The sequence below is a fragment of the Hymenobacter translucens genome (assembly GCF_020685205.1).
GTDB lineage: Bacteria > Bacteroidota > Bacteroidia > Cytophagales > Hymenobacteraceae > Hymenobacter > Hymenobacter translucens.
Window position 1 is genome coordinate 102686 of record NZ_JAJERB010000009.1, and the last position, 18718, is coordinate 121403.

Annotated in this window: 19 protein-coding genes; 17 read left to right on the top strand and 2 right to left on the bottom strand. The window is 61.4% G+C overall.

All coding sequences use genetic code 11. The annotated features are described in order from the left end of the window. Positions 1-2 precede the first annotated feature (2 nt). From map to LJY25_RS18005, 11 genes are all read left to right on the top strand, one after another. On the top strand, positions 3-773 hold the full coding sequence (gene map, locus LJY25_RS17955; RefSeq protein ID WP_227609859.1) for a type I methionyl aminopeptidase: 771 nt from the start codon (positions 3-5) through the stop codon (positions 771-773). Between the two features lie 4 nt (positions 774-777). Then, positions 778-996, top strand: coding sequence for a translation initiation factor IF-1 (gene infA / locus LJY25_RS17960; protein WP_059072189.1), 219 nt, complete (start codon positions 778-780; stop codon positions 994-996). A gap of 9 nt (positions 997-1005) precedes the next feature. Continuing rightward, positions 1006-1122, top strand: a complete 117-nt coding sequence (gene rpmJ, locus LJY25_RS17965; protein WP_044016053.1) for a 50S ribosomal protein L36 — start codon at positions 1006-1008, stop codon at positions 1120-1122. Positions 1123-1142: 20 nt separating this feature from the next. After that, complete coding sequence (rpsM, locus tag LJY25_RS17970; protein ID WP_227609860.1) at positions 1143-1520, top strand: 30S ribosomal protein S13; 378 nt, start codon at positions 1143-1145, stop codon at positions 1518-1520. Positions 1521-1596: 76 nt separating this feature from the next. Next, positions 1597-1989: a 30S ribosomal protein S11 gene (gene rpsK, locus LJY25_RS17975; protein WP_227609861.1), complete on the top strand. Its 393-nt coding sequence runs from the start codon at positions 1597-1599 to the stop codon at positions 1987-1989. A 131-nt stretch (positions 1990-2120) separates the two neighbouring features. Continuing rightward, a complete protein-coding gene (rpsD, locus tag LJY25_RS17980; protein ID WP_227609862.1) occupies positions 2121-2726 on the top strand; it encodes a 30S ribosomal protein S4 in 606 nt (201 codons plus the stop codon). A gap of 71 nt (positions 2727-2797) precedes the next feature. Next, complete coding sequence (locus LJY25_RS17985; RefSeq protein WP_227609863.1) at positions 2798-3787, top strand: DNA-directed RNA polymerase subunit alpha; 990 nt, start codon at positions 2798-2800, stop codon at positions 3785-3787. 167 nt (positions 3788-3954) lie between these two features. After that, positions 3955-4524 (top strand): 50S ribosomal protein L17, encoded by a 570-nt coding sequence (rplQ, locus tag LJY25_RS17990; protein WP_227609864.1) that lies wholly within the window; start codon positions 3955-3957, stop codon positions 4522-4524. A gap of 194 nt (positions 4525-4718) precedes the next feature. Continuing rightward, a complete protein-coding gene (gene eno / locus LJY25_RS17995) occupies positions 4719-5990 on the top strand; it encodes a phosphopyruvate hydratase (protein WP_227609865.1) in 1272 nt (423 codons plus the stop codon). Positions 5991-6220: 230 nt separating this feature from the next. Then, positions 6221-6541 carry an FtsB family cell division protein gene (locus LJY25_RS18000; protein ID WP_227609866.1) on the top strand — a complete coding sequence of 107 codons (321 nt, stop codon included), beginning with the start codon at positions 6221-6223 and terminating at the stop codon, positions 6539-6541. Further along, on the top strand, positions 6538-6990 hold the full coding sequence (locus LJY25_RS18005) for a hypothetical protein (protein WP_227609867.1): 453 nt from the start codon (positions 6538-6540) through the stop codon (positions 6988-6990). The genes LJY25_RS18000 and LJY25_RS18005 overlap by 4 nt, the downstream gene beginning before the upstream one ends. An 11-nt stretch (positions 6991-7001) precedes the next feature. Here LJY25_RS18005 and LJY25_RS18010 read toward each other — a convergent pair whose 3' ends face one another. Then, positions 7002-8204: an anhydro-N-acetylmuramic acid kinase gene (locus LJY25_RS18010; RefSeq protein WP_227609868.1), complete on the bottom strand. Its 1203-nt coding sequence runs from the start codon at positions 8202-8204 to the stop codon at positions 7002-7004. 81 nt (positions 8205-8285) lie between these two features. Further along, on the bottom strand, positions 8286-10235 hold the full coding sequence (gene hscA, locus LJY25_RS18015) for a Fe-S protein assembly chaperone HscA (RefSeq protein ID WP_227609869.1): 1950 nt from the start codon (positions 10233-10235) through the stop codon (positions 8286-8288). A 301-nt stretch (positions 10236-10536) separates the two neighbouring features. On the opposite strand from hscA, the gene LJY25_RS18020 reads away from it, so the two are divergent. The 6 genes from LJY25_RS18020 (at position 10537) to LJY25_RS18045 (ending at position 18662) form a co-directional block, all read left to right on the top strand. Next, positions 10537-12648 (top strand): DUF4331 family protein, encoded by a 2112-nt coding sequence (locus LJY25_RS18020; protein WP_317206614.1) that lies wholly within the window; start codon positions 10537-10539, stop codon positions 12646-12648. A 153-nt stretch (positions 12649-12801) separates the two neighbouring features. After that, complete coding sequence (locus tag LJY25_RS18025) at positions 12802-14127, top strand: tetratricopeptide repeat protein (RefSeq protein ID WP_227609870.1); 1326 nt, start codon at positions 12802-12804, stop codon at positions 14125-14127. 95 nt (positions 14128-14222) lie between these two features. After that, positions 14223-14906: a HupE/UreJ family protein gene (locus LJY25_RS18030; RefSeq protein WP_227609871.1), complete on the top strand. Its 684-nt coding sequence runs from the start codon at positions 14223-14225 to the stop codon at positions 14904-14906. 46 nt (positions 14907-14952) lie between these two features. Beyond that, entirely contained in the window at positions 14953-15342 is a 390-nt protein-coding gene (locus tag LJY25_RS18035) for a hypothetical protein (RefSeq protein ID WP_227609872.1), read from the top strand. A 128-nt stretch (positions 15343-15470) separates the two neighbouring features. Beyond that, positions 15471-17765, top strand: a complete 2295-nt coding sequence (locus LJY25_RS18040) for a TonB-dependent receptor (RefSeq protein WP_227609873.1) — start codon at positions 15471-15473, stop codon at positions 17763-17765. A 42-nt stretch (positions 17766-17807) separates the two neighbouring features. Further along, positions 17808-18662: a murein L,D-transpeptidase catalytic domain family protein gene (locus LJY25_RS18045; protein WP_227609874.1), complete on the top strand. Its 855-nt coding sequence runs from the start codon at positions 17808-17810 to the stop codon at positions 18660-18662. Positions 18663-18718: the final 56 nt, after the last annotated feature.

The following is an 18718-nucleotide window of genomic DNA, read 5'->3' on the forward strand; positions in this document are numbered from 1 at the left end:
CCATGATTCTGTACAAGACCGAAGAAGAAATAGAGCTCATCCGGGCCAGCGCGAAAGTGCTGGCTCAAGCCCACGGAGAAGTTGCGGGCCTGATCAAAGAAGGAGTTACAACGCGTGAGCTGGACCGCCGCGCCGAGGAGTTCATCAAGGATCATGGCGGGCAGCCTTCCTTCAAAGGGTATAACGATTTTCCGTTCAGCCTCTGCATCTCGCCCAACTCGGTCGTGGTGCACGGTTTTCCGAGTGACTACACGCTGAAAAGCGGCGATATCATCTCAGTAGACTGCGGGGTAAAGCTGAACGGGTACCACAGTGACAGTGCCTACACTTACCCGGTCGGGGAGGTGGCTCCCGAAGTGCTCAGCTTGCTGGACTTCACCAAACGGTCCCTTTACCTGGGCATCGAGCAGGCAGTAGCCGGCAACCGGATGGGCGACATTGGCTATGCCATCCAGACCTCGGTTGAAAAGCAGGGGTATGGCGTCGTCCGGGAATTGGTGGGACACGGCATCGGTAAAAGCCTCCACGAGCGGCCGGAGGTTCCGAACTACGGTAAGCGTGGGGCGGGGCTAAAGCTGCAGACGGGTCTGGTGCTCGCCATCGAGCCGATGGTGAACCTGGGTACCAAGCATGTGGTTCAGGAGAAGGATGGCTGGACTATCCGAACCAAGGACCTCAAGCCGTCGGCGCACTTCGAGCACACCGTGGTGATCAGAAAAGACAAGGCAGAAATTCTGACCTCGTTTGAATACATAGAAAAAGCCTTACAGTAGCCTTATGGCCAAACAGTCCTCGATTGAGCAGGATGGAACGATTCTGGAAGCCCTGTCCAACGCCATGTTTCGCGTGGAGCTGGAAAACGGACACCAGGTTATTGCGCACATCTCCGGAAAGATGCGCATGCACTACATCAAGATTCTGCCTGGGGATAAGGTGAAGCTGGAAATGTCGCCCTACGACTTGTCAAAGGGCAGAATTGTTTACCGTTACAAATAACCCGACGACATGAAAGTCAAAACATCGGTCAAAAAGCGCAGCGTTGACTGTAAGCTGGTTCGCCGCAACGGCAAGCTGTACGTCATCAACAAGAAGAACCCCCGCTACAAGCAGCGTCAGGGTTAATCAGACTTTTTTCTAAACACATGGCTCGTATTGCAGGGGTAGATATCCCGGACAACAAGCGCGGCGAAATCGCCCTGACGTACATTTTTGGTATCGGCCGCTCTTCGGCCCAGAAGATCCTTCTCCAGGCCGGCATCGACCTGAGCAAGAAGGTGAAGGACTGGACGGAAGCAGAAGCCGGTGAAATCCGTGCCATCATCGCGGCGCAGCATAAGACCGAAGGCGTTCTGCGCTCCGAGGTTCAGCTAAACATCAAGCGTCTGATGGACATTGGTTCGTACCGTGGTCTGCGTCACCGCAAAGGTCTGCCGGTTCGCGGTCAGCGCACCAAGAACAACTCCCGTACCCGCAAGGGCAAGCGGAAGACGGTAGCCAACAAGAAGAAGGCTACTAAATAAACAGTAGCGGAAATCGACACCCTGCCGGAAGCTCCGGGCGGGTGTCAACACCTTCCGCATTTTTTGCGATAACCAGATGGCACAAAAAAGAAAAGACAAAGCCAAGAAGCGCATTGTCGTTGTTGAGCAGGTTGGGCAGGTTCACATCCGCGCCTCCTTCAACAATATCATCATCTCCGTCACCAACATGAACGGCCAGGTAATCTCCTGGGCTTCGGCTGGTAAGATGGGCTTCAAGGGTTCAAAGAAAAACACGCCTTACGCAGCCCAGATGGCTGCTACGGACTGCGCCAAAGTTGCCCACGACCTGGGTATGCGCAAAGCCGAAGTATTCGTGAAAGGACCGGGCGCTGGCCGTGAGTCAGCCATCCGTACCCTCCAAAACGTGGGTATTGAGGTAACAACCATCCGCGACGTAACGCCGCTGCCGCACAACGGCTGCCGCCCACCTAAGCGTCGTCGCGTCTGATATACTGAACTGGTGGGCCTTGTTGCCTGCCCCTGGTGTCGGGTTTCTGATGCGGCTCTTGCCCCTGGCAAGGTCCATCCGAGAGGCCCGACACGCGTGGTTCAACCCCTGCAAAACTCAACATCCCCGAAATGGCACGTTATACCGGTCCTAAAACCAAGATTGCTCGTCGTTTTGCTGAGCCGATCTTCGGTCCGAGCAAGGCGCTCAACAAAAAGAATTATCCTCCCGGCCAGCACGGTCGCGGCCGCCGCAAAAAGCAGTCGGAATACGCTGTGCAGCTGATGGAGAAGCAGAAGGTGAAGTACATGTACGGCATCCTGGAAAAGCAATTCGAAAACCTTTTCCACAAGGCTGCTGCCCTGCCCGGCATCACCGGCGACAACCTGCTGGCCCTGCTCGAGTCGCGTCTCGACAACACGGTGTACCGTCTGGGGGTAGCCCCGACCCGCCGTGCTGCTCGTCAGCTCGTTCTGCACAAGCACATCACCGTGAACGGCGAAGTAGTAAACATCGCTTCCTACAAGCTTCGCGCTGGCGACGTGGTTGGGGTTCGCGAGAAGTCCAAGTCGCTGGAAGCTATTACCACTAGCCTGAGCGCCCGCAATGCCCGCGCTTTCGCCTGGCTGGAGTGGGACAGCAAAGAATTGGTGGGCAAGTTCCTGAACGCCCCCTCGCGTGACCTGATTCCGGAGAAAATCACGGAGCAGCTCATCGTCGAGCTTTACTCGAAGTAATTGGCGTCCCGGCTTTCTGGCCGGGACGTTTCTTCGAATTTCTTTTTTTGTTTGTTTCTAACGCCCCACTTATGTCAATCTTAGCTTTTCAAATGCCGGAGAAGGTTGTGATGGAGAAATCCGATGACTTCTACGGAACATTTGAATTTAAACCGCTGGAGAAAGGCTACGGCGTCACGATCGGCAACGCATTGCGCCGTATCCTGCTGTCGTCGCTGGAGGGCTATGCCATCACGTCGGTCCGCACGCCCAGCGTGCTGCACGAGTTCACCACCATCGAGGGTGTGATCGAGGACATGTCCGAAATCATCCTGAACCTGAAGATGGTGCGCTTCAAGAAGATCAGCGACGCCATTGAGGACAAGATCACCGTCCGCATCAAAGGCCAGGAGACCTTCACGGCCGGCGACATCAACAAATTCACCAACGGCTTCCAGGTTCTGAATTCGGATCTGGTGATCTGCAACGTGGACCCCAGCGTTGAGCTGGAGTTCGAGTTTACCGTGCAGAAAGGCCGTGGCTACGTACCGGCCGAGGAAAACAAGCCCGCCGACCAGGTATTTGGTCAGATTGCCATCGACGCCATCTTCACGCCCATCAAGAACGTGAAGTACAGCATCGAGAACACCCGCGTCGAGCAGAAGACCGACTACGAGAAGCTGCTCATCGAAATTCAGACCGACGGCTCGATTCACCCCGAGGACGCGCTGAAGGGTGCCGCCAACATTCTGATTCAGCACTTCATGCTGTTCTCCGACAACACGATGACCTTCGAGACGGCCAAGGCTGAGGAAGAGGAGACCGTGGACGAGGAGACCCTGCACATGCGCAAGGTCCTCAAGACCCCGCTGGCCGACATGGACCTGAGTGTGCGCGCCTACAACTGCCTCAAGGCAGCCGATATCAAAACCCTCGGTGACCTGGTGCAGCTGGACATGAGCGACATGATGAAGTTCCGCAACTTCGGTAAGAAGTCGCTGACCGAGCTGGAGAACCTGGTAGAGGAGAAGGGCCTGACCTTTGGCATGGACCTCGGCAAGTACCGCCTCGAAGAAGATTAGCTTTTTTAATGTGCTGACCGGAATGATGTGCAAGCCGCACGCGTTCGGGTCAGCACATTTCTTTTTTACATTTTTTCACAGATGCGCCCTCGGGGCGGGGGTTCAAATGAGGCTTTTGCCCGCCGTGGTTCCCGTCCGCAAGCACATCACTTTAACTTCTTTGTCCGATGAGACACGGTAAAAAAATCAACCACCTGGGCCGTACCGCCGCCCACCGCAACGCGATGCTGTCCAATATGGCTTCGTCGCTGATCATGCACAAGCGCATCTCGACGACGGTAGCCAAGGCCAAGGCCCTGCGCAAGTTCGTTGAGCCCCTGCTCACCAAAGCCAAGAGCGACACGACCCACTCCCGCCGTATGGTCTTCTCGACCCTGCAGGACAAGGAGTCAATCAAGGAGCTGTTCGGTGAAGTGGCAGGCCGCATTGCCAACCGTCCCGGTGGCTACACCCGCATCCTGAAGCTGAGCGAGAATCGTCTGGGCGACAACGCCGAGCTGTGCATCATTGAGCTGGTGGATTACAACGAAACCCTGCTCGAGACGAAAGCCGCCGGCGAAGCCAAGGCTACGACCCGTCGTTCGCGCGGCAAGAAGAAAGCTGCTCCCGCCGTTGGTGGCGAGGCTGTAGCTCCTGCTGCCGTAGTAGAAGCTTCGGCTCCGGAAGACACCCCGACTACCACGGTAGCCGAGGGCGAAAGCCGCGACGAAGCCAAGAGCGAAGAAGCTGCTTCGTAATTCGAAGCTCTGCTTTTATAGAAAAGGGAGGTACCGCAAGGTGCCTCCCTTTTTTTTTGCCTTCGCAAGGCCTATCCGGGGGAGTTTACTTAAAGGGGTGAGGTCGGAGCTAATTTTTTTACCTTGCGCCGCCTTCGCGCCCCGGCCGGAGCTTCTCAACACTTCCCTTTTCAACCAACCTCATTCTTTCCACTATGAGCATCATTGCCTCCATTCACGCCCGCCAGATTTTTGATTCCCGGGGTAACCCGACCGTAGAAGTCGACGTGACGACCGATACCGGCGTCGTAGGCCGCGCGGCGGTGCCCTCGGGCGCCAGCACCGGCAAGCACGAAGCCGTGGAGCTGCGCGACGACGACAAGTCCATGTACATGGGTAAGGGCGTGCTGAAGGCCGTGGAAAACGTGAACAGCACCATCGCCGAAGAGCTGATCGGCTTCTCGGTGTACGAACAGGGCCTGCTCGACAAGATCATGCTGGAGCTGGATGGCACGCCCAACAAGGCGAACCTGGGTGCCAACGCCATCCTGGGCGTTTCGCTTGCCGTGGCCCGGGCCGCGGCCCAGGAAGCCGGCATGCCGCTGTACCGCTATGTGGGCGGCGTGGGTGCTACTACCCTGCCCGTGCCGATGATGAACATCCTGAACGGCGGCTCCCACGCCGACAACTCCATCGACTTCCAGGAGTTCATGATCATGCCGGTGGGCGCCGCTTCCTTCTCGGAAGCCCTGCGCTGGGGTACCGAGATTTTCCACCACCTCAAGAATGTGCTGAAAAAGCAGGGCCTGAGCACCAACGTCGGCGACGAAGGCGGCTTTGCCCCCAACATCAAGTCGAACGAGGAGGCTATCAAGGTAGTGCTGCAGGCTATTGAGACGGCCGGCTACCGCCCGGGCGAAGACGTGTTGATTGCCATGGACGCCGCTACGTCGGAGTTCTACGAGAACGGGCAGTACCACTTCAAGAAAAGCACCGGTGACAAGCTCACCTCGTCGGAGATGGTAAGCTTCTGGGCTGATTGGGCCAAGAAGTACCCCATCATCAGCATTGAGGACGGCATGGATGAGGACGACTGGGCCGGTTGGAAGCAGCTCACCGAAAGCCTGGGCAGCACCACCCAGCTGGTAGGCGACGACCTGTTCGTGACCAACGTGAACCGTCTGCAGCGCGGCATCGACGAGAAGATTGCCAACTCCATCCTGATCAAGGTAAACCAGATCGGCACGCTTACCGAAACCATCGACGCCATCAACCTGGGCCGCCGCAACGGCTACAAGAGCATCATGAGCCACCGCTCGGGCGAAACGGAGGACAACACCATTGCCGACCTGGCCGTGGCCCTGAACACCGGCCAGATCAAGACCGGCTCGGCTTCGCGCTCCGACCGGATGGCCAAGTACAACCAGCTGCTGCGCATCGAGGAGGAGCTGGGCGAAATTGCCTACTTCCCCGGCCGCAAAATGTAGCCGGCGGCATTTCCGATACGCTAACGGTACCGTTGCCTTCGGGCGGCGGTACCGTTTTTCGTTGGTGGCCGGTTGGCCTGAAATGCTGATATTTGTCAGAGGCTGCGGCAAGGCAGCCAGTTTCGAGCTCGAGCCTTATAAGTTGTCCGTTATCAGTTGTTAGTTGTCAGAGCTACCCTAGTGACTGACGCCTAACAACGGACAACTAACAACGAACAACCCATAACCCGATGATGCGCCCATCCGACCTTTTCGCCTACGTGCCCCGCTTTCTGCGCAGCTTCTACTTTCTGGCCGGCCTGGGCTTTCTGATCTGGATGTTCGTGTTCGACGCCAACGACTTCGTGAAGCAGTACGAGATGTACGACCAGTGGCGGGAACTGGAAGGCGACAAAGAACACTATCTGGGCGAAATCGACAAGGTGAAGAAGGACCGGGCCGAGTTGCTCAGCTCCCCGGAGCTGCTGGAGAAGTTTGCCCGGGAGAAGTACATCATGAAGCGTCCGAGCGAGGACGTGTTCATCCTGGTGCCCCAGCAGGAAGCCGAGTGAGGCGCTTACCGGTCCTAGCGCTGCGGGCGCTGCTGCTGGCGCTGATGGTGCTGGCGCCACTCACCCCGGTACCGGCTTCGCCCACCCTCACCCAGGCCCAATTGGCCCGGCAGTTTCTGCTTTACATCCTGCGCGCCGAGTACCGCCACGCCTACGCCCTGATGGCCCCGGAATTCAGCGCCAACGTGCCCCTGACCCGGTTTCAGGCCTCGGCCCGCCCGCTTCACGCCCAGGGTCAACGGTTCGGTAGCACCATTGCCCTCTATAAGCTGGGACTGCGCAGCAACGGCAGCGGCCGGCCCCGCTATTTCTACTCGTTTACCTTCCGGGCCGACACGCTCAAAAGCAAGCCCCAGGTTCAGCTTGACGTCAGCTTCCGCGACTCCGTGGCTACCCGCATCCTGAGCTTTGGGATGATACCCGCCCCGCAAAGCAAGCCCCGGAAATAGGCGCCCCGACGCTACTGCGGGAAGGAAATCTTGCCCAGCGCCACCGCCGGCACCGCCTGCCGGCCCCGGCCGATGGCGAAGGGGGTGCCCGCCAGCGTCTCATTAGCCAGCACCGCAAACAGCAGGGCTTCTTTAGCGTCGGGCAGGATGCCCAAATCATCCGTGGTACCGAACCGACAGCCGGGCAGCTCCGCCTGGAGCTCCCGCATCAGCAGCGCGTTGTGCAGGCCGCCCCCGCTTACATACACGGCCAGGTACGGCTGCGGACCGGCGTGCTGCTTTAAAGCATCGGCCACGCCCCGGGCACTGAGCCGGGTCAGGGTAGCCAGCAGGTCGGGGGCTGAAAGGCCGGTCGTGTTGCTTTGCTGCTGCGCCCGCTGCAGGTACTCCGGGCTGAACAGCTCGGGGCCGGTGGTCTTCGGCAGCGGTGCCGCGAAAAACGGATGCCGCAGCAGCTCCGTGAGCAGAGCATCCGAAACCCGGCCCTGACTGGCGAGCAGGCCGCCCTCATCGTAGCTCCGGCCGGGGTAATGCGCCCGTACGCAGGCATCGAGCAGGGTATTGGCCGGGCCGGCGTCGGTGCTGAAGACAGCAGCAGGGTCGAGGGAGCCGGGCAGAAAGGTGAAGTTGGCAATGCCGCCCAGGTTCAGCAGCACGCGGTCCTGGCCGGGCTCCGAGAAAATCAGAAAGTCGCCATACACAGCCAGCGGGGCTCCTTCACCGCCGGCAGCCACGTGCTTCTGCCGGAAGTCACTGAGCGTGATGATGCCGGTCTTCACGGCCAGGTGGTCGGCGTCGCCAAGCTGTAGGGTGGCGTTCGGCCAGTCGGGCAGGTTGTGCTGGTGGCGGGGCGCGTGAAAAACCGTCTGCCCGTGGCTGGCAATGGCATCTACTTCCGCCGGCTTCACCTGCCACCGGTCCAGGCAGTCGAGCACCATCGTGCCGTGCAGGGTGCCCAGCCAGGCGTGGAGCAGGGTCAGGTGCTGCAGCTCCACCTGCTCCCGGGCAAACACCCGGCGGATCTGCTGGCGCTGCTCGTCGGAATAGGGGAAGGTGGCGAACTGCTCGATCTGCACCCGCGTGGCGGCCCCGTGGCCTTCGAGCCGGCACAAAGCCACATCCAGGCCGTCGAGCGACGTCCCCGACATCAGCCCCACAATCCGCCGGGCGGGCTTCTGCGCAATGCTGAAGAGGCGGGTGAGGCTGGAATTCACGGTGGACGCGGGTATGATCAGGGAAATTGCAGTCTGGGAAGGCGGTTGGACAGCTGGCCGTACAGTCAGCCGGAGCGTAGGTTACTCGATCCGCTTGCCCTGCATGGCCTGCTTGATGGAGATGTTCATGACGCGCTCGGCAAACGGGCTGGTCAGCTCCTCCAGGGTGTCGACGGTGCGCATGATGGCGTCCTTGTCGCCGTTGGCGGCCAGCACGTCCTTGAGGTTCTGCACCTGGGCGGCCGTTTCGTGGATTTCCTCTTCAGTCAGGTACTGGGAGTTTTTGTCGACGAACCGCTCGACCTGGTAGATCAGCTGCTCGGCCATCGTCCGGGTTTCGATAATCATGCGGGCAGCCACGTCTTCCTTGGCGTGCACCAGGGAGTCCATCAGCATCTGCTCCACCTGCTCGTCGGTAAGGCCGTTCTGGGGCTTGATTTCCACCGCCTGTCGGGTGTTGGACCGCAGCTCGATGGCCTCGACCTTGAGGATGCCGTCGGCGTTCAAAATAAAGTTGACATCAACCTTGGGCAGGCCGGCGGGCATGGCGGGAATGCCACGCAGGTCAAACTCGGCCAGCTTGCGGTTTTCGCGCACCAGATCCCGTTCGCCCTGGTACACCGAAATCTTCAGGTTTACCTGCCCGTCGACGGAAGTGGTGTACTGCCGGCCGGCTTTGGTGGGAATCTTGGAGTTGCGCCCGATGATGGGGTCCATCAGTCCGCCCATGGTCTCGATGCCTAGGGTCAGGGGCGTCACGTCGAGCAAAAGCACGTCGCGGCGGTTGCCGGCCAGGATGTCGGCCTGAATGGCGGCGCCCAGGGCCACGACCTCATCGGGGTTGAGGGAGTTGTTGGCTTGCTGCCCGAAGAAGGTGGAGACCGACTCGTACACCAGCGGCACCCGGGTAGAGCCACCGACCAGCAGCACCGCGTCGAGGTCGGCAGTGCTGAGCTGGGCATCGGTCAAAGCCTGGCGGCAGGAGGTGATGGTGCGGTCAACCAGGGGCTGGATCAGGGCATTGAACTCCGCCTTGCTGATGCGCAGGGCCGATCCGCCGGTTAGCTCGTCCTGAAAGTCGTCGTGCTGGCTGAGGTGCTTTTTGGCCTGCTCAGCCAGCAGGCGCAGCTCCTGCTGCAGCGGGATGTTGCCGCCAAGCTGACTTGCCAGCCCCAGCTGACCTGTCCAGTGCTCCACGAGCAGGCGGTCCATGTCGTCGCCGCCCAGGTAGGTGTCGCCGTTGGTGCTGAGCACTTCGAAGATGCCCTGCTGGATGCGCAGAATGCTTACGTCGAAGGTGCCGCCGCCCAGGTCGTACACGGCCACGGTTTTCTCTTCGTCGGGGCTCAGGCCGATGCCATAGGCCAGGGCCGCGGCGGTCGGCTCGTTCACGATGCGCAGCACGTCGAGGCCGGCCAGGCGGCCGGCGTCGCGGGTGGCCTGGCGCTGGGAGTCGTTGAAGTACGCCGGCACGGTGATGACGGCGCGGTTCACGGGCGTTTTCAGGGCGTGTTCGGCCCGGGCCCGCAGCTCCTTGAGGATTTCAGCCGACAGATCGATAGGGGAGTAGAACCGGTCACCGACCCGGATCTTGACCATGCCCTCGGAGTTGTCGTCGATGATCTTGTAGCCGTACTGGGCGGCGTGGCCGCCCAGGTCGCCGTAATTCTTACCGAGCAGGCGCTTCACCGAGTAAATCGTGTTTTCGGGGTTGGTGAGCAGGTAGGGCTTGGCCTCATTGCCTACGATGGGCGCTTCGCCATCGGCCGGGAAGTGCACGACCGACGGCACGATGGAGCCCCGGCCCTGGTCGTTGATGGCTACCGGCTGGCGACCGTCCGGGTGAATGTAGGCCACCAGGCTGTTGGTGGTGCCCAGGTCGATGCCGACAATTATTTCTTCCTGCTGCAGGCTCCCGGTGGAGAGGTTGATAGCGACTTTGGCCATAAAGAGGGTCAGACGAAGGCGGCGGGGCGCCCGGTAAGCAAAGCGTCCGCGCGGGTAGATGGAGTAGGCGCGGACGGACTGCAAAAGTACGCAAGAAAGCCGGGGTAGGAGGGCCGGCTGCAGGGTCCGGGAGTAAGCCCGAGTTCTGTACCATTTAAATACAGCGCTTCTCCAATCCAGTCATGGCACTGCTTACGTAAGCTCAAGCATACCCCGTCCCTGTTTTCGGCCGGCTATCCGGAAGGTGGTGCCGCTCCGGCTTCAGCGCCGTCCGTTCCGCCCGGACCCTACTAGCGCCGCTTGCTTTGGCGCCCCGGCAGTTACATGCCTTTTCAGCCTTCCCAGTTTTTGTTTCTCATTTCTCACCCACAACCAATCTTCCTTTATGAAAACTTTTACTCGTCCTATCCTCCAAGCCAGTCTGCTGGGTGCTGCCATTGCGGCCCTGATGACCTGGAGCGGGCAGAAAGCCCCGCTGGAGGCATCCAGTCACCGCGAAGCGCCCCTCATTGCCGATGATCCGGTGGCTGACAACACCGACGTCTATGCGTTCCGGGACCCGAACAACGCCGAGATGATTAACATCATCGCCAACTTCATTCCAATGCAGCTGCCCCAGGGCGGCCCGAACTACTACCACTTCGGGGAGAACGTCCGGTATGAGATTCACATCAAGAACGACGCCACCACCACCGGTGACGACATCACGTACCGGTTCACCTTCACCCGCGCCAATGAGGACCCGACCACGTTCTTCAACATCCGGCTGGGCAAGGAAAACCTGAAAACCACCTACCGCCTGGAGCAGAGCATTCGCGGCGGCGCCTTCACCACCCTGACGACAGCCGGCGTAGTACCGCCGTACAACGTAGGTCCCCGCTCGATCAGCGGCGCGGCCGGTCTGGGAGCCGCCAGCTACGATGCCCTGATGAACGGCGCCATCCTGCCCGTCGGCGGGGGCCGCGTGTTCTGCGGCCCTGTAGATGACCCGTTCTTCGTGGACGTAGGTGCAATCTTCGACCTCGGCGGCGTGCGGCCCACCAATGCCCGCGACGGTCTGTATCACAAGAACGCGCACACCATTGCCCTGCAGCTCCCGATTTCGGTTCTGCAGAAAGCCGGACGTACCGGCGCGCAGGCAGCCAATATCCTCGACCCGGACTACGTAATCGGCGTATGGGCCTCGGCCAGCCGCCCGGCCCTGCGGACGCTGAACACGGATGGTACCCAGACGTCGTCGGGTAACTACGTGCAGGTTTCGCGCCTCGGCATGCCCCTGACCAACGAGGTAATCAACCCGATCGGCAACAAGGACGAGTACAACGTGCGCACTCCCGGCAACGAGAATGCTGCTATGTTCACGAACTTCACCAACCCGGAGCTGGCTTTGTACATGGCTGATAACGCCCCGGTTGCTCCGGCCGCGCCCAAGCCCGCCGGTCAGACCTACTTCGGTGAGGCCGTTCCCGGCTTCCGCAACCTGCGCATTCAGTCCAAGTCCCTGGCCGGCCGCGCCGGTCTGCCCGCCAACGGCTTCGACTTCCGCAACGGCGCCGACGGTTTGTCGGTGCTGACTCCCGCCCAGCGCGCCGGTACCGTGTTTGCCGACCCCACGTTTGGCCCCATCCTGCTTCAGGCTGGTCGTCCCCGCTCGGTTGACATTCTGCCCATCTTCATGACGGGTGTGCCCAACCTGGCTCCCTACCAGCTGGCCACCGGCAAAGCCGGCAACCCGCTGGCCGCCGGCAAGCCGTTCATCAACAACTTCCTGCCCGTTATCGGCGACATGCTGCGCCTGAACATGGCCGTGCCCACCACGCCCCGCAACTCGCCCGACTTCAGCACCGAAGGCCTGTTTGCCGCCGCCGTACTGGGTCTGACGGATGCCCGCTTTAACGCCAACGCCAGCCTGCAGGCTATTCCGAACATGGACGGCTTCCCGAACGGCCGCCGCCTGGAGGACGACGTAACCCGCATTGAGCTGCAAGCCGTGAGCGGCGCCGTACTGGCGGCCATCGGCCTGTGGTACGACGACTTTACGCCTACGGCAACGAACCCGGTAACGCCCCAGCTGGGCAACGTCCTGGGCTTCACGACCGGCATCGAGCGCAACGACACCACGTTTAAAGCGGCTTTCCCCTACGTACAGACGCCCTGGTCGGGCACCAAAGCCCAGCCGACCGTGACTTCGCAGCGCAGTGGCCTGGGCCTGGGCCTACAGCCCACGACCGTTTCGATGGCGCAGAACTTCCCCAACCCGTTCGTGAATCAGACGACGTTTAAGTACGACGTAGCCGTGAAAAGCCCCATCACGCTGACGATTACCGACATGCTCGGCCGTCGGGTGGCTACGGTTATCAACAACAAGATGCACAACCCCGGCGTCTACGAGTACACCTGGCGCGCTCCTTCGATGGAAGCCGGCGTGTACATCGCCACCGTCAAGTCGGGCAGCACCACGCTGCAGTCGGTGCGCATGGTGAAGAGCAACCAGTAGCACGCTGCCGACGCGGAAAAAGGCCGCCCCTCCTTTGCCTTTTTTCGTTCTGATTGAAAGACAGCCGGGCCTCGTTGCCCGGCTGTCTTTTTTCAGGCAGGACCCTGCCGGATTTTTTACCTTTCCATCCGTTTACTCAAACCCCTCCCTACTTTGCGTAAATACCTCTACCCCGTTTTGCTGCTGAGCTTTGCTGCTGCCGTAGCGGCGCTGTTTCTTTTTCGCAAAGCCGACCCCATTCCCCCGCTGCAGGAGCGCCAGGGCAAGCTGGCGCTAGGCGGCGAGTGGCTGAATACCAAGCAGGCCATCGGCGGCCTGTTGGCCCGGCTCCGCGCCAACCCCGACGACACGAAAGCCAAGCTGCTGCTGGCTCAGGCCTACATGCAGGAAGCCCGCGTCACCGGCAACCACCCGTACTACGACATGGCCGCCATGAAGCTGCTGACGGACGTGCTGGCCAAGGAGCCCGAGAATTTTGAGGCGCTGTGCAGCAAAGCCTCGCTCTGCCTTACCCAGCACCACTTTTCCCAGGGCTTGGAAATGGCTCAGCGCGCCTTGCAGGTTAATTCCGGCGCGGCCTACGTGTACGGCCTGCTGTGCGACGCCAACGTGGAGCTCGGCAACTACCCCGAAGCCGTGAAGATGGCCGACAAAATGAACCAGGTGCGCCCCGACCTACGCGCCTACTCGCGGGTGTCGTACCTGCGTGAAATCCACGGCGACCTACCCGGCGCCATCGAAGCCATGGACCTGGCGGCCGATGCCGGCTACCCCGGCCTCGAGCAAACCGAGTGGGCCCGCGTCAACCTGGGTCACCTCTACGAAATCACCGGCGACCTGCCCCGCGCCGAGCAGCAGTACCGCAACTCGCTGGAAGCGCGGCCCCACTACGCCTACGCCCTGGCCGGCCTGGGCAGCGTGGAGAAAGCCCGCCACAACTACGCCAAGGCCATCGAGTACTTCCAGAGCGCCCGCGCCACGGTGCAGGACTATGCCTTTGCCGACGAGCTGACTGACCTGTACCGCCTCAACAACGAGCCCGCCAAAGCCGACAAGATGGCCCGCGAAGCCATTGCCATGCTGGCCGGCGCGGCCGAGGAAGCCGATGAGAACGAGGAAATGGGCCACTATGCCGACCGGGAGTTGGCCTACGCCTACCTTAAGACCGGGGAGCTGGACAAAGCCCTGACCCATGCCCAAATCGAGTACGAGCGTCGGCCCGACAACATAGACGTGTGCGAGACCATGGCCTGGGTGCATTACAAGCGCGGCGAATACGCCAAGGCGCAGGCAATGATGACCAAAGCCCGCCGCACGAAATCAACGAATCCGACTTTGCTGTGCCGGGCCGGCCTGATTGAAACCAAAAACGGCCGGATGGCGGAAGGACAGACTCTGATCCGCCAGGCTCTGAGCATTAACCCGTTCCTGGACCTGGACCTCGCCGACGAGGGCCGCAAGCTGCTGGCAGCCCGCTAAGTCGGATTGGTGCTTGTAAAAGGCCGATTGTTGATTGATAGAAAATTGATGCGCCAACAATCAACAAGTAACAAGTGACCGTTATCCTCATGCCCGTGCTTGGGTATTTACGCCGCCATTACCGTCAAGCGGCCTTGGTGCTGCTGGTCGGGGCTCTGCTGCTGCCGAGGCTGGGCTGGGCCCACGTGCTGGATGCCGACCTGAGCAAACTCTCGCGCACCGACATTTTCCTGACCTACCTCAAGCTGGGGTATACCCACATCATTCCACTGGGCCTCGACCACATCCTGTTCGTGCTGAGCGTCTACTTTCTGGAGCCCCGCCTCAAGCCCGTGCTCTGGCAGGCTACCGCTTTTACCGTGGCGCACTCCATCACGCTGGGAATGGCCATGTACGGGCTCATTTCGCCGCCTTCCGATATCGTGGAGCCCATCATTGCGCTGTCCATTTTGTTCGTAGCCATCGAGAACATCTTCGCCGACCGCCTTAACCCCTGGCGCATCGTGATTGTGTTTGGCTTCGGGCTGATTCATGGAATGGGCTTCGCCGGCGCCCTCACCGAACTGGGTTTACCGCGTAAGTCGTTTTTCGAGTCGCTGATTGCCTTTAATGTCGGCGTGGAGCTGGGCCAGGTAAGCGTGATTCTGCTGGCCTGGGCCCTAGTAGGCCGCTGGACCGCCGACAAGATCTGGTACAAGCGCCGGGTAGTGGTGCCGGTATCCATCGGTATCGGCCTGATTGCCGCCTACTGGACCGTGGAGCGGGTGTTCTTGGCCTGATTGGCAGCTCGGAAGGGCTGCGTAACACTGATTGATTAACTTTTTTATGGCCCGTACCTGCCTGGTTCTGCTGCTGCTCACCCACTACCTGCTGGTAGTGGGGGCCGGCCTCGTGAACCGGCCGGCGCGCCCCATTGAGCTCAAGCCCCACGCCTACACGCACAGCACCGACTGCCAGCAGCGCAGCTACCTGCGCGTCGACTGCTTCGACACCTGCAACGGGCAGCAGTACGCCGTGAAAAAGCACCCGGACCGCCCCTCCACCCAGCAGATTCTGCACAGTCTGAAGGGCGTGGACCTGCACTGTCAGGTGGCCGAAGCCGAGCTGCTTGGTGTCCTTTACTACACCACCAGCAAAGCTGAGGCAGGACTTCTGCCAAGTCGGCCGGTGGGCTTTTCAGGCGAAATATTCGCGCCGCCGCGCTATCAGGGATAAGGTGCCGGGGTCCGCTGCGGCGAACCTGCGGAGCGGCCTTACGGGCTGCTTTCAATGCTTCTTATTTTCTGAACCGACGGTTGCGCCTGAGTTGGAAAACCTGCGCGTACCGTCATCTGAGCGGTTATATGCTTCCTAAAAATTTACTGAATCTTTTCGCGGCCCTGGCAGTGCTGTGCCTGCTTGGTTTTTCCGCGGCGGCGCAGCGCACGGGCGGCGCGGGCCTTATTCGCGGCGTCGTAGCTGACTCGGTTTCGGGTCAGCGCCTGCCCGGTGTCGGTATCCGCCTGCTGGGCCAGCCCGGCGGCACCGCCACCGACGCCCTGGGCAGCTTCCAGCTTCGTGGGCTCGCGTCCGGGTCCTACACGCTGGAGGCTACCGCTCTAGGCTTCCGGACCCAAACGGTGAGCGTAACGCTGAGCGAGGCCGAAACCCAGACCGTGACGCTAACCCTCAGCGGTGCCCCGCTGAGCCTGCGGGAAGTAACCGTCAATCAGCCCCGGGACCTGAACCAGTCGCTGGCGGCCATTTCCCACATCGACCAGACCCTGCGGCCGGTTAACTCCGCCCAGGACCTGCTGCGGCTGGTACCCGGGCTGTTTATCGCCCAGCATGCCGGCGGGGGCAAGGCCGAGCAGATCTTCCTGCGGGGCTTCGACGTCGACCACGGCACTGACTTTGCCGTCAGCATCGACGGTATTCCGGTGAACATGGTCAGCCACGCCCACGGCCAGGGCTACGCCGACTTCCACTTCGTAATTCCGGAAACGGTAGAGCAGCTGCGGGTCTACAAAGGCCCCTACACGGCGCGCTTCGGCGACTTTGCCACGGCCGGCGCGGGGGAGTTCAGCACCAAAACCCGCCTCGACCACAGCCAGGTAAAGCTGGAAGTGGGGCAGTACGACACCCGCCGGGCGCTGGTGATGCTGGATCTGCTTGGCCCCAACCGCCACCTGCTGTCGAAAAAGCCGGAAAGCGCCTACGTGGCGGCCGAGTACAACTTCACCAATTCCTACTTCGACCAGGATCAGCACTTCAAGCGATTCAACGGCCTGCTGTCCTACACCGGCCAGCTCACCGACCGCACCACCCTTACCCTGCTCGGCTCTCACTTCAACTCCAACTGGGATGCCAGCGGGCAGGTGCCGGAGCGGGCCGTGGCCGAGGGCATTATCTCCCGCTTCGGCAGCATCGACCCGAGCGAAGGCGGCCGTACCGACCGCACCAACGCCTCGGCCGTGCTCACGACGGGCATGGCCCACGACGCCGTGCTTCGGCAGCAGGCGTATTACTCGCGCTACCACTTCAACCTGTTTTCCAACTTTACTTTTTTCAAGGAAAATCCCGGCCAGGGCGATGCCATTCAGCAGACCGATGACCGCCACCTGTTTGGCTACACCGCCACCTACGACCGCGACACCCGCCTGGGCAGCCGGACCCTGCACACCACCGCCGGCGTGGGCACCCGCCTCGACCATACCACGGTGGGTTTGCTGAACGCGGTGCAGCGCGCCGTTACGGATACCATCATAAGCGGCCGGGTGCGAGAGCAGAACGTTAACGCCTACCTCGACGAAACGCTGACTCTGACCGACCGGCTCACCCTGAATGCGGCGCTACGGGCCGACGTCTTCTTTTTCCGCTTCCGCGAAGACCGGCGCGACTCGCTCTCGGGTACGGCCACTGCCGCCCGCCTGAGCCCCAAGCTGAACCTGTATTACCAGCTGAACCCCGACGTGCAGCTGTTTGCCCGCTCCGGCTATGGCTTCCATTCCAACGATGCCCGCGGCGTGGTGCGCGACCCCCGGGCCAACGTGCTGCCCCGGGCGCTGGGCTACGAAGTGGGCAGCACGTTCAAGCCCCTGCCGAGCCTGGTGGTGAACGTGGCGCTCTGGGCCCTGCACCTGGAGGAGGAGCTGGTGTACATCGGCGACGAGGGCAGCACCGAGAATGCCGGCCGCACCCGCCGCTTCGGCACCGACCTGTCGTTGCGCTACCAGCTTACCCGCACGCTGTTTGCCGACGTCGACCTGAACTACAACCACGGGCGCCTGGTGGGCGTGGCCAAGGGCCAGAACTTTATCCCGCTGGCCCCGCGCTTCACCAGCATCGGCGGGCTGACGATGAAGCAGCCCGGCGGCCTCAGCGCCAGCCTGCGCTACCGCCACATCGACAGCCGGCCGGCCAACGAGGACGGCAGCATCCAGGCCCGGGGCTACCTGCTGCTCGATGCGGTGGTGAGCTACACCCGGCCCCGCTTTCAGGTGGGCGCTACGGTGGAGAATATGCTGAACGCGAAATGGAACGAAGCCCAGTTTGCCACCGAAAGCCAGCTGCGCACCGAATCAACTCCGGTTGATGAGCTGCACTTTACACCGGGCACGCCGTTCTACGCCAAGCTGAACGCGAGCTTCTTCTTTTAACCCCAACGGTCGTTTCTACGAGCTTCGTCGTAATTTGCGGGAATGACAAAGCCCGGAACAGGATGGAAAAGACAGCTGGCGGTGCTGGGCCTGGCCGTTGCCGCCTGCCAGCGCACGGCCGAAACGGCCTCGTCAGCCCTGCCGAACGTGCCCGCAATGGCCGCCGTCGATACCACGCGGGCGGCCATTGCTGTGGATACTCCCAGGTTCCAGCCCGACTCCACCGCGCTGACGCCGGTACCGGACGTAACCGGCGTGCCTGATTCCCTGCGCCAGGCTATTCAGGCGCTACATGCAGCCCTGGGTCCCGACGCCGCCGAGCTGCGCCCGGCGGTTCTCGAACAGGCCTGCGTCGGGTACCTGGTGCTTCGTCAGCAAAGAAAGGCGTCGCAGCCGGGTGTGCTGGCCGTTGCCGACATGGACCTGCCCAGCACCACGCCCCGGCTTTGGGTCTTGGATCTGCGACAGGGGCGGGTACTGCACCGCAGTCTGGTAGCCCACGGCCGGGGGTCGGGCAAGCTGCGGGCCCGCCGCTTTTCCAACACCATCAAATCGGCCTGCACGTCGCTGGGCTTTTACCGCACCGCCGGCACCTACGCCGGCATTCATGGCTACTCCCGCCAGCTGCAGGGCTTGGACCAGGGGCAGAACTCGAATGCCGAAAGCCGCTACGTGGTGCTCCACGCCGCCGACTACGCCAGCCCCAGGTACATCGAGCAGCACGGGCAGCTGGGTTACAGCCGGGGGTGCCCGGCGCTGCCGCCCGAGCAGTACAAGGCCATTATCAGCACCGTGCGCAAAGGCAGTGTTCTGCTGATCAGCGGGCCCGGTATCGAATCACGCTGGCTGAAGGGCGAAGCCGCCGCCCGGCGGTTTTCCCGGCTGGGCTGGAACTGAGTTTTCGGGAGTATGAGCACTAGCATAAAAAAAGCCTCTCCGGACTCGGAGAGGCT